This window comes from Xanthobacter autotrophicus, assembly GCF_030015065.1.
In the GTDB taxonomy this organism is placed as follows: Bacteria; Pseudomonadota; Alphaproteobacteria; order Rhizobiales; family Xanthobacteraceae; genus Xanthobacter; species Xanthobacter autotrophicus_D.
On the sequence record NZ_JAIVFN010000052.1, the window covers coordinates 18,938 to 29,981 of the forward strand.

General features: G+C 70.2%; 10 protein-coding genes. 8 read left to right on the forward strand and 2 right to left on the reverse strand.

Annotated features, from left to right (window positions below):
* Positions 1 to 4: 4 nt before the first annotated feature.
* Positions 5 to 352 (forward strand): hypothetical protein, encoded by a 348-nt coding sequence (locus K9U40_RS12110; RefSeq protein WP_282890456.1) that lies wholly within the window; start codon positions 5 to 7, stop codon positions 350 to 352.
* A gap of 139 nt (positions 353 to 491) precedes the next feature.
* Here the strand turns inward: K9U40_RS12110 and K9U40_RS12115 are convergent, their stop codons facing one another.
* Positions 492 to 1,163 (reverse strand): LON peptidase substrate-binding domain-containing protein, encoded by a 672-nt coding sequence (locus K9U40_RS12115; RefSeq protein WP_282890457.1) that lies wholly within the window; start codon positions 1,161 to 1,163, stop codon positions 492 to 494.
* Between the two features lie 28 nt (positions 1,164 to 1,191).
* The gene (trxA, locus tag K9U40_RS12120; RefSeq protein ID WP_282890458.1) at positions 1,192 to 2,130 is read right to left on the reverse strand and encodes a thioredoxin; all 939 of its coding nucleotides are present in this window, start codon (positions 2,128 to 2,130) and stop codon (positions 1,192 to 1,194) included.
* Positions 2,131 to 2,580: 450 nt separating this feature from the next.
* On the opposite strand from trxA, the gene smc reads away from it, so the two are divergent.
* The 7 genes from smc to K9U40_RS12155 all read left to right on the forward strand — a co-directional run.
* Positions 2,581 to 6,033, forward strand: coding sequence for a chromosome segregation protein SMC (gene smc, locus K9U40_RS12125; RefSeq protein WP_282890459.1), 3,453 nt, complete (start codon positions 2,581 to 2,583; stop codon positions 6,031 to 6,033).
* A 238-nt stretch (positions 6,034 to 6,271) separates the two neighbouring features.
* Positions 6,272 to 6,655, forward strand: a complete 384-nt coding sequence (locus K9U40_RS12130; protein ID WP_282890460.1) for an AtpZ/AtpI family protein — start codon at positions 6,272 to 6,274, stop codon at positions 6,653 to 6,655.
* A gap of 260 nt (positions 6,656 to 6,915) precedes the next feature.
* Positions 6,916 to 7,668, forward strand: coding sequence for a F0F1 ATP synthase subunit A (locus K9U40_RS12135; protein ID WP_282890461.1), 753 nt, complete (start codon positions 6,916 to 6,918; stop codon positions 7,666 to 7,668).
* 54 nt (positions 7,669 to 7,722) lie between these two features.
* Positions 7,723 to 7,950 (forward strand): F0F1 ATP synthase subunit C, encoded by a 228-nt coding sequence (locus K9U40_RS12140; protein ID WP_012114001.1) that lies wholly within the window; start codon positions 7,723 to 7,725, stop codon positions 7,948 to 7,950.
* A 185-nt stretch (positions 7,951 to 8,135) separates the two neighbouring features.
* Positions 8,136 to 8,756, forward strand: a complete 621-nt coding sequence (locus tag K9U40_RS12145; RefSeq protein WP_414115023.1) for a F0F1 ATP synthase subunit B — start codon at positions 8,136 to 8,138, stop codon at positions 8,754 to 8,756.
* A gap of 159 nt (positions 8,757 to 8,915) precedes the next feature.
* Positions 8,916 to 9,398, forward strand: coding sequence for an ATP F0F1 synthase subunit B (locus tag K9U40_RS12150; protein ID WP_414115024.1), 483 nt, complete (start codon positions 8,916 to 8,918; stop codon positions 9,396 to 9,398).
* Positions 9,399 to 9,914: 516 nt separating this feature from the next.
* Positions 9,915 to 11,044 (forward strand): SGNH/GDSL hydrolase family protein (locus tag K9U40_RS12155; RefSeq protein WP_282890464.1); only part of this gene is annotated, 1,130 nt, incomplete at its 3' end.

An 11,044-nucleotide genomic window follows, 5' to 3' on the forward strand; every position in this document is an offset into this window, starting at 1 on the left:
CTTCATGTTTCACCGCCCGACCCCCACCGATACCCCGGAAGAGGCGCTGACGCCGGAGCAGGAGCGTATCATCCAGAGGTTTCGCCGCTTCTCCAGCCTGTCCATGCTGGTCATGGTGCTGGGGGTGGCCGCGATCTTCGGCGTCATCGGCTATCGCATGATCCGGGCGAAGCCCATCGCGACCGGCGAAATGACCGCGCTCCTGCCCAAGGGCGCGAAGATCACCGCCACCGCCGTGTCCGGCGACGTGGTGGTGCTGACCCTCGACGTGGGCGGCGCCATCGAGATCCGCACCTTCGATGCCCGCACCCTCGCCCCCGCCGGCCGCCTGAGGTTCGCGGAGGAGCCGTGAGCGGACACCGGGGCGCCGTCGCGCCCCGCGCAGCAGTCCATCAGCTTTGTGGCGGCAGCAGGTTCGCAGGTGCCTTCAGCGCTGCGTGCAGTGTTCGGGGAAGACGCGCGGCGCCCCTTCGCGCCGAAGCCACCCTTCCCTATTGCAGCGAGCCTTCGCCATCGCCCGGCATGCGGGCCAGCATCATCTGGGTGATGGCCACCAGCATGTCGGCGCGGGCCTTCAAATTCTCTGCCTCCAGCAGCGCCTGTTTCTCCAGCGCGCCATAGGGAGACATCACCGACAGCGCGTTCACCAGCGTCTCGGTGCCGGCCTGGCGGATGCCGTCCCAGTCCGCCTCCAGCTTGTTGGCGTCGAGGAACGCGGCCAGCGCCGACAGCAGCGCGTCGCGATCCACCTCCGCCTCGCCGGCCTCCGCCTCGAAATCATGGGCGAAAGGCGTGGCATCCACCTTGAACTGGCGGTACGGCGTGGTGGTGTCCAGCTCCTCCACGATCCGGAAGCGGCAGATGCCGGTGAGCGTGATCAGGTAGCGCCCGTCCCCGGTCTCGCCGAACTGGGTGAGGCGGCCGATGCAGCCCACCTTGTACACGCCCGGCCCGCGCGCCGTGGCCGGCGCCGCCTCGTCCGGCTGCACCATGCCGATAAGGCGCGCGCCACCGAGCACGTCGTCCACCATGGCGAGATAGCGCGGCTCGAAGATGTTGAGCGGCAGCTCCGCGCGCGGCAGCAGCAGCGCGCCGGTGAGTGGAAAGACCGGAATCGCCGGCGGAATCTCCGTCGGCGACAGATAGGTGCGATTGGCAGCCAAGACGAAAAATCCTTAAAAGCAAATCTCTTCAGGCGAACATGATCGCCGACAATTTCTTACGGCCTGAAACGGTGAGCGGATCGGTCGGGCCCCACGCCTCGAACAGCTGGACGATCTGCTTGCGGGCCGCATCCTCGTTCCACGAGCGGTCGCGCTTGACGATGTCCAGGAGGTGGATCAGCGCCTGCTCGCGCCGGCCCTTGCCATTGAGCGCCAAGGCAAGGTCGAAGCGCGCCTGGTGGTCCGTGGGGTCGAGGTCCAGCCGGGCCTCGAGGGTGGCGAGGTCGCCGAGGGCGGCGGCCTGTTCGGCCACGTCCAGCGCCGCCTTGGCAGCGCTCACCAGCGAGTCGTTCTGCTTGTCGGCCGGCACCATGGCGAGCGTCGCCCTGGCCTGCTCCAGCCCCCCCGCCGCGACCTGCGTGCGCACGAGACCGGTGAGGGCCTTGAGATTGTCCGGCTCCTCGCCGAGCACGCCGACGAAGATCTCGGCGGCGGCGGTGAGGTCGCCCTGGGCCAGCGCCGCGTCGGCGGCGGCCAGCGCCTCCTCCAGACCGTCGCCGGCGGGGCCGATGAGACGGTCGATGAAGGCCTTCACCTGACCCTCGGGCAAAGCCCCCTGGAAGCCGTCCACCGGCTGGCCGTTCACAAAGGCATAGACCGTGGGCACGGACTGGATGCCGAGCTTGCCGGGGATCACCGGATGGTCGTCAATGTTGAGCTTGGCGAGGCGCACCTTGCCCTTGGCGGCCTTCACCACCTTCTCGATCACCGGGGTCAGGGTCTTGCAGGGGCCGCACCAGGGCGCCCAGAAATCCACCAGCACCGGGCGGCGCTTGGACTCCTCCATCACCTCCGCCATGAAGGTCTGGGTAGTGGTGTCGATGATGTCGCCGCCGGCTGCGCCATTGCCCGCGCCAGCTCCTGCGCCCGTTCCCGCGCCCTTGGCGCCCGCCTGGTTCAACAGCATGTCTCGCAATCCCCGAAAAACCGGCCCCTTGCCCAGCCGGAGCCCTGGGCCCGCCGGGCGCTCGGCCAGACGGACAGCCCATAGATGGGCGTTCGCCGCGCGCTTGCAATCAGCATTTTACCAAAGAACGGAAAGCCTCACTCACCGCCTCTTTTGTTCAGCCCGCGCGGCGCTCGGCCCCGGCTTTTGCCGGAACCGTTGGCATGAGTCCCGCTTTCTAGCGCTTTCGGCCCGGAAAGGTAAGGCCGAGTCATCAATGCAACCATGCATCGCACGCCAGCCCGCCTGCAAGCCATCTCCGGCTCGCCCCGCTGTGGATCGTTGCGCCGCCGAGGCTTGCGCGGCCCGGCAAGGGCAGGCACGCTGCTTTGACCGGAACCCCAAAAGGCTGGCACACCCTGCGCCGATGATCCCCTTCCCCCATTCGCTCCACAGGACGCACGCGACCGCATGAAGTTCGACCGCCTGCGGCTCGTGGGCTTCAAGACCTTCGTCGAGCCGACCGATCTCCTGATCGAGCCCGGCCTTACCGGCGTCGTGGGACCGAACGGGTGCGGCAAGTCCAACCTCGTCGAGGCGCTGCGCTGGGTGATGGGCGAAAGCTCCTACAAGGCCATGCGCGCCAACGACATGGAGGACGTGATCTTCTCCGGCACCACGGGGCGGCCGGCGCGCAATTCCGCCGAGGTGGTGCTCAGCCTCGACAATTCCGACCGCACCGCCCCCGCTGCCTTCAACGAATGGGAGCAGCTGGAGATCGTCCGCCGCATCGAGCGCGGCTCCGGATCCAGCTACCGCATCAACGGCAAGGACGTGCGCGCCCGGGACGTGCAGCTCATCTTCGCCGACGCCTCCACCGGCGCGCGCTCCCCGGCCCTGGTGCGGCAGGGGCAGATCGGCGAGATCGTCGGCGCCAAGCCCAATGCGCGGCGCCGCATCCTTGAGGAAGCCGCCGGCGTCGCCGGCCTCCACGCCCGCCGCCACGAGGCCGAAACGCGCCTCAAGGCCGCCGAGCAGAACCTGCTCCGGCTGGAGGACGTGATCACCCAGCTCGGCGGGCAGGTGGAGAGCCTGCGCCGCCAGTCCCGCCAGACTGTGCGCTACAAAGCGCTCGCGGCCGAGATCCGCCAGTGCGAGGCGACCCTCCTGTGGCTGCGCTGGGGCGAGGTGACCCGCGCGCTGGCCGAGGCCGAGCAGGCGGTGGAGGCCACCCACCGCGACGGCGCCGAGAACACCCGCATGCAGGCGGAGGCGGCGCGCCTCCAGGCGCTGGCCGCCCACGCCCTCCCGCCTTTGCGCCAGAAGGAGGCGGAGGCGGCATCCGCGCTCCAGCGCCTCACCCACGCCCGCTCGGAACTGGATGCCGAGGAGACGCGGCTGTCCGCCCGCAAGGACGAGCTGGAGCGCCGCCTCATCCAGCTCGCCCAGGACACCGAGCGCGAGCGGGCCCTGTCCGCTGACGCCGAGGGGGTGCTGGAGCGCCTCGCCGCCGAGGCCGAGACCCTGCGCTTCGAGCAGGAGGAGGCGGCCGAACTTGAAGCCATCGCCGCCGACCGGCTGGAGGAGGCCGCCGCCCATCTCGAAGAGGCCGAGCGCGCGCTGGAGGAGAAGACCGCCCATTTCGCCGACCTCGGCGCGCGGCGCGCCAGCCTGGAACAGGCCGTGCGCGAGATCCGCGACCGGCTGGTGCGTAACGCCGCCGAGCGCGCCTCGGTGGAGGCGGAAGAGGCCCGCCTGAAGCAGCAGGCCGGCACCGAGGCGCTGGAAGGCTTGCGGCTGGAGGCGGAAGCCGCCCGCGACGCCCTCGCCGAGGCCGAGGAAACGAGTATCGAGGCCGAGGCCGCCCATCAGGCCGCCCGCCGCGCCATGGAGGAGCTGCGCCCGGCCCTGTCCGAGGCGCAATCCCGCTTCGGCCGGCTCGACACCGAGGCGCGCACCCTCGCCAAGCTCCTGCAATCCGCCGACCATCGCTTCCCGCCGGTGGCGGACCTCGTCTCCGTCGCCAAGGGCTACGAGACCGCCCTGGGCGCGGCGCTGGGGGACGACCTCGATTTGCCGGTGGACGCCACTGCCCCGGCCCGCTGGGCCGGCGCTCCCTCCGATCCCGCCGACCCGGCCCTTCCCGGCGGCGCCGAGCCCTTGTCCCGTTTCGTTTCCGGCGCGCCGGCCCTCGCCCGCCGCCTGGCGCAGGTGGGCATCGTGCCGCGTGCACAGGGGGCGGGGCTGGCCGCAAGCCTCAAGGCCGGGCAGAGGCTGGTGTCGGTGGAAGGCGACCTCTGGCGCTGGGACGGCGTGGTCGCCGCGGCGGATGCGCCCACCGCCGCCGCCCGCCGCCTCGCCGAGCGCAACCGCCTTGCCGACATCGAGGCGGAAGCGGCAGTGGCCGAGGCCCATCTGGACGAGATCCGCGCCGCCCTCGCCGATCGCGACAGCGCGCTGCGCCATGCGGCGGAAGCCGAAAACACGGCCCGCGAGGCCCGTCGCGCCGCCCAGCGCGGCGCCGAGGCGAGCCGCACCGCGCTGGAGGCGGCCGAACGCCGCGCCGCCCAGCATCTCGCCCGCCTCTCGGCGCTGGCCGAGGCGCGCACCCGCCTTGCCGCCGTGCGCGAGGACGGCGAGGCGCGCATGGAGGAGGCCCAGGGCCAGCTCCTCGCCCTCGACACCCCACAGATCCTGGAAGCCGAGATGGCCCGCGCCCGCGCCGAGACCGCCGAACGCCGCGCCGCCGTGTCGGAAGCCCGCGCCCGGCTCGACGCGGTGCGCCGCGACAACACCCAGCGCCAGCGCCGCCTGGAGGCCATTATCGGCGAGGAACGCTCGTGGCGGCAGCGCGCCGGCGGAGCCGGCGACCGCCTCGCCGCCGTCGCCGCCCGCGAGGCGGAGGCGCAGGCCGAGCTGGAAACGCTGGAAGACGCCCCTTCCGAATTCATCCGCCGCCGGCGCGCGCTCATGACCGCGCTGGAAGCGGCGGAAGCCGGCCGCCGCGACGCCGCCGACCGTCTGGCCGAGGGCGAGGCGGCCCTCGCCGCCGCCGATCGCGCCGCCCGCGATGCGCTGGAGGCCATGTCCGGCGCGCGGGCCGAGGCGGCCCGCGCCGATGCCCGGCTCGAAGCCGCCCGCCAGCGCCGCGACGACCTGCTGCGCGAGATTTCAGACATCCTGGAAGGCCCGCCGGAGCTGGCCCGCGAACAGGCCGGCCTCACCCCGGACGCGCCGGCGCCCGACGTCGCCGCCATCGAGGCCACTCTGGAGCGGGCCAAGCGCGATCGCGAGCGCCTGGGCGCCGTGAACCTGCGCGCCGACGTGGAGTTGGAGGAGACCGAGAGCCAGCACGGCAAGCTGGTGGGCGAGCGCGACGACCTCGTCGAGGCCATCAAGCGGCTGCGCGGCGCCATCCTCAGCCTCAACCGCGAGGCCCGCGAACGGCTTCAGGCCTCCTTCGTGGTGGTGGACGGCCATTTCAAGAAGCTGTTCGATACCCTGTTCGGCGGCGGCGAGGCCCAACTCGTGCTCACCGAGGCCGACGATCCGCTGGAAGCCGGCCTCGACATCATCGCCAAGCCGCCGGGCAAGAAGCCGCAAACCCTCTCCCTGCTGTCGGGCGGCGAGCAGGCGCTGACCGCCATGGCGCTGATCTTCGCCGTCTTCCTCACCAATCCGGCGCCCATCTGCGTGCTCGACGAGGTGGACGCACCCCTCGACGACGCCAATGTGGAGCGCTTCTGCACCCTGCTGGAGGAGATGACGAAGCTGACCGACACCCGCTTCCTCACCATCACCCACAACCCCATCACCATGGCCCACCAGAATCGCCTGTTCGGCGTGACCATGGCGGAACGGGGCATCTCGCGCCTGGTCTCGGTGGACCTCGAACGGGCCGAACGGCTGCTGGAGGCGGTCTGAGCCTGCCCCATCCCGGCACCGGCGCCGCCCTCGCAGCAGTGGACGGCGACACGCCGGAACGGAATGCGGCAGGCGATCGTGGCGAAGCACGATGTCGCAGCCACATTTTTCCCATTCTGTTTCAGATACTTAATGCTAATGACTCGCGCCTTGACACCCAATTTTGACGCAACTATGGTGCGCCGCGGTTTCAAGGGGGAGGGCCGCACGCCCTTCACCGAAGCCGGGGTTTTACGCCATGTCCGGACCTGAAGAGGCCCCCCGCGGGGGGAAACGAGGACCGGACGGGGCGGAAGGCTCCCGGAGCGAAGATACCGAGCTTTCCGCAAGGCTCGAGCAGCTCAACGCATCGTTGAGTCAGGTCCGCGCGAAGACCGAGGTGCCAGCCCCCAAGGGCCGGGACACCTCGTCGTCCTCGGGCATGGCGCTCGCCTTTCGGCTGGGTGCGGAATTTGTGTCGGGCGTTCTGGTGGGCTCGCTCATCGGCTATGGCCTCGACCGACTCCTCTCGATCACGCCCTGGGGGCTGATCGTCTTCACGCTGGTCGGCTTCGGCGCCGGCGTGATGAATATGCTGCGGGCCTCCGGCGAGGGCCGGAACCGCAGCAAAAACGGGACCTGACGGGCGCCGGCTCCTTTCGGGGCGCAGGCGCGGTGAGACCCGGCGGATTGTTCGCGGCGAAATGCCGCCTTTTGTTTGCGGCCGGACCCGTTCATGCGGCTCCTGCCGGTTGGGGAGTTGGCGGCCGGCAGTCGGGTGGCAGTCCCTGGTGGCGGCCACCGTGGCGGCAGTCATGGTCGTTTCGTCTATTTGGCCGTCGCGGCTTCTGGCCGTGATCTTTGGTTCAGCGGCTTGGCCGCATTGGCAGGGGGCGCGTTCGGATGACCGTCGATCCGATCCACCAGTTCGAGATCAAGCGCTACGTTGACCTGCTGAATTTCGGCGGCGTGCAGTTCTCCTTCACGAACGCTGCGCTGTTCATGTTCGGCATCGTGGCCATCATCTTCTTCTTCCTCACCTACGCCACGCGCGGTCGCACCCTAGTGCCGGGCCGGGCCCAGTCGGCGGCGGAGATGAGCTACGAATTCATCGCCAAGATGGTGCGCGATTCGGCCGGCTCGGAAGGCATGGTGTTCTTCCCGCTGGTGTTCTCGCTCTTCACCTTCGTGCTGGTGGCGAACCTGGTAGGGCTCATCCCCTACACCTTCACCGTCACCGCCCATCTCATCATCACCGCCGCCATGGCGCTGCTGGTGATCGGCACGGTCATCGTCTACGGCTTCCTGCGCCACGGCACCCACTTCCTGCACCTGTTCGTGCCGTCGGGCGTGCCGGCCTTCCTGCTGCCGTTCCTGGTGGTGATCGAGGTGGTCTCCTTCCTCTCGCGTCCCATCAGTCTGTCGCTGCGTCTGTTCGCGAACATGCTGGCGGGCCACATCGCCCTGAAGGTGTTCGCCTTCTTCGTGGTGGGCCTCGCCTCCGCCGGCGTCGTCGGCTGGTTCGGCGCGACCCTGCCCTTCTTCATGATCGTAGCGCTCTACGCCCTCGAGCTGCTGGTGGCGATGCTGCAGGCCTACGTCTTCGCGGTGCTCACCTCGATCTACCTCAACGACGCGATCCATCCCGGTCACTGACCGGGCATCGCGCCTCTCATCCCGAAATCCAAAGCCTTCTCAAGGAGCAGTCCCATGGATCCCGCAGCTGGAAAGTTCATCGGTGCCGGTCTCGCCTGCCTCGGTATGGGTCTCGCCGCCGTCGGCGTCGGTAACATCTTCGGCAACTTCCTCTCCGGCGCCCTGCGCAACCCGTCGGCCGCCGACGGCCAGTTCGCCCGCGCGTTCATCGGCGCGGCGCTCGCGGAAGGTCTCGGCATCTTCGCGCTCGTCGTCGCCCTCGTCCTCCTGTTCGTGGCCTGATCGCCCGGACGAACGAGGTTCCCGGGCGGTCAGCGCCCGGGTGCTGTGATTGCAAGGTCAGGTGCGAAGGCGGGCAAGCCATGATGAAGTCGTGGAAAATGACTGTCGCGCTGGCGATGACGGGTGCGGCCCTCTGGGGCGCCCCCCTCTTTGCGGCGAGCGATCACCCTACCGCTCCGGCGGCCGTGGTCGCGCAGGCGGCCCCGCCGGTCGGAACCGCAGGCCAGGGCACCCATGAGGTGGCCCCCGCGGCCGCCCACGGCGCTGCCGCGGGTCATGCGGAAGAGGGGCATGGCAAAAAGAGCCATTTCCCGCCCTTCGATGCCACCACCTTCGCCTCCCAGCTGCTCTGGCTCGTCCTGAGCTTCGGTCTCCTCTATCTCCTGATGAGCCGCGTGGCCCTGCCGCGCATCGGTCGCATCCTGGAGGAGCGCCACGACCGCATCGCCGACGACCTCGAGGAAGCGGCGAAGCACAAGGCCGAGAGCGAGGCCGCCCAGGCCTCCTACGAGAAGGCCCTTGCCGAGGCCCGCGCCAAGGCCAACGCCATCGCCGGCGAAACCCGCAACCGGCTCGCCGCCGACACCGATGCCAACCGCAAGTCGCTCGAGGCGGATCTCGCCGCCAAGCTGGCGACTGCGGAACAGAGCATCGCCTCCACCAAGACCGAGGCCCTCACCCATGTGCGGGGCATCGCGGTGGATGCCACCCATGCCATCGTCTCGACCCTCCTCGGCACCGCCCCTGCGTCCGCCGACGTGGAGAAGGCCGTGGACGGGGCGCTTGCCAAAAAGAACGCGGCCTGATCGGGCCGTGCCGCGGTCGCGCTTTCCATCGCGCGGCCGTTCGACATTTTGCTCCGCGGCCATGCACCGCGGATCTGGTGGACCAGCACGTAAGGGGCGTTGCCCCGCAGATGCGGCCTGCGAGCCGCCGACGGATCTGAGGACCCTGCGATGAACGAGATGAGTCTGGCCGAGCTTTGGGTCGCCGTCGCCTTTCTGCTCTTCGTCGGCATCCTGATCTATGTGGGTGCCCACCGCACCATCGCCTCCGCCCTCGACAGCCGCGGCCAGCGCATCGCCGCCGAGCTGGAGGAAGCCCGCCGCCTCAAGGAAGAGGCCCAGAAGCTGGTGGCCGAATTCAAGCGCAAGCAGCGCGAGGCCGAGGCCGAAGCCGAATCCATCGTTACCGCCGCCAAGGCGGAGGCCGAGCGCCTCGCCTCCGAGGCCAAGGCCAAGCTTGAGGATTTCGTCGCCCGCCGCACCAAGATGGCGGAGGACAAGATCGCCCAGGCCGAGCTCCAGGCCGTCGCCGACGTGAAGGCCTTCGCCGCCGACGCTGCCGCCAAGGCTGCCGAGACCGTGCTGGGCGCGTCCGCCCGCGGCGATGTGGCCGAGCGCCTCATCTCCAGCGCCATCGGCGAAGTGAAGAGCAAGCTGAACTGAGCGCGCCTGCGCCTTTTCTCCGCACAACAAGTTCCTCGCCTTGCAAGGGCCGCCCTCCGGGCGGCTTTTTGCTGTCTGGGGGTGGCCAGCGCGGCACGTGTGACCGGCTGGACCCGCCCCCATATCCCACGCCCGCTCCGTCGCGCACATGGATCCCTCGAGAGGCGGAGGACGCCACAGGCTTTCGATCCCGCGCAGCGTGGGAACGAGGCGCGCGCCCTCACGTCTCGCCACCTTACGCCAGCCAGCCACCCCCCGGGCCGGTCCCAGCATCGTCCGATGCCGCCGGGGCGGCAAGCGAGCCCGCGGGCGTGAGCGCGGCAATCCCAGCCATCGGCTGCTGCGCCGCGCCTTGAAACCGTCGCCCGGCTGGTCCATTGCTTACATATGAGGCGTCAGGCTCAGATCGCATCTCCGTACCGCCAGGCACCGCCTTTCCCACCGGGCAGCGGCTTCAATGGCGCGCGTACTCCCGCGCGGGCGGCGGCCTGCGCTTGCTTTCTCGCCCCTCGCAGCATGCTCGTGCTTCTGGTCGCGCTTCTTGCCGCCAGCCTGGTCCTGCTGATCGATGCCGGCCGGCCGGCGCTGGCCCAGGCGGACTTCTTTTCCTTCCTGCGCCCGCCTGCCACCGTGCCGCGCGCGCCGCCGAAGCCGCAGCGCCCCGGCCAGAGCGGCGGCTGGTGGCCGTTCCAACCCCAGACTCAATACGAGCAGCCGCCACAGCAGCAGCAACAGCTTCCGCCGACACAACCCAGGCGCCCGCCGCCGGAGCCGGAAGGCGTGGTCTATGGCTCCGCGGATGCCGCCGTGCAGGGCAAGCGCGCCGCCCCGAACCAGTTCGTGCTGGTCATCGGCGACAGGCTCGCCGCGCAGCTCGCCCAAGGCCTCGCCGACGCCTATGTGCCGGATCGCGCGCGCGTGGCCATCATCGACAATACCGCCGACGAAAGCGGCTACCTCCCGTCGCCGGTGGACTGGATCGCCCGCGCCCCGGACGCCATCGCCGCCGCCCGGCCCTCGGTCACGGTGGTTGCCCTCGGCTCCGAGGACCTCGCACCCGTCAAGGACGGCGAGGCCTTCGTCCAGCCCCTCACCGAGCGCTGGCTGGAACTCTATGGCAAGCGCGTGGACGAGGTGCTGACGGCGCTGCGCGACAAGGCCGGGCGGGTCATCGTCGTGGGCCTCGCGCCGGTGGCGAACGGCGCCCTCTCCGACGATTACGCCAAGCTCAACGAGCTGCTGCGCACCCGCGCGGCCCGAGCGGGCCTCGCCTTCGCCAATGTGTGGGACGGCTTCGTGGACGAGGATGGCAAGTATCTCGCCAACGGCCCCGCCGTGGATGGCCAGCGCCGCCGCCTGCGCTTCAATGACGGCGTCCGCTTCACCCGCGCCGGCGGACGCAAGCTGGCTTTCTTCGTGCAGAAGGACATCAACCGCATGCTGGAGGAGCCGGGCCGGACCCAGCCCGCCGTCGATGCCACGGCGCCCGCCAGCTCCCGACCGGCCGCCCTTGCCGGCGCGCCGGCGCCCGCAAAGGCGCCGGACCCCATGGCCGTCTCCGCCAGCGCCAGGGCTGCGGCGCGGGTGCTGAAGGACGGCATCGCGCCGACCCCCATGCGCGGCCGCGCCGACGATTTCACCTGGCC

Coding starts and splice junctions, on each gene's coding strand:
- smc (WP_282890459.1), top strand. CDS start 2,581: ATGAAGTTCGACCGCCTGCGGCTCGTGGGCTTCAAGACCTTCGTCGAG.
- K9U40_RS12140 (WP_012114001.1), top strand. CDS start 7,723: ATGGATCCCGCAGCTGGAAAGTTCATCGGTGCCGGTCTCGCCTGCCTC.
- K9U40_RS12135 (WP_282890461.1), top strand. CDS start 6,916: ATGACCGTCGATCCGATCCACCAGTTCGAGATCAAGCGCTACGTTGAC.
- K9U40_RS12110 (WP_282890456.1), top strand. CDS start 5: ATGTTTCACCGCCCGACCCCCACCGATACCCCGGAAGAGGCGCTGACG.
- K9U40_RS12150 (WP_414115024.1), top strand. CDS start 8,916: ATGAGTCTGGCCGAGCTTTGGGTCGCCGTCGCCTTTCTGCTCTTCGTC.
- K9U40_RS12130 (WP_282890460.1), top strand. CDS start 6,272: ATGTCCGGACCTGAAGAGGCCCCCCGCGGGGGGAAACGAGGACCGGAC.
- trxA (WP_282890458.1), bottom strand. CDS start 2,130: ATGCTGTTGAACCAGGCGGGCGCCAAGGGCGCGGGAACGGGCGCAGGA.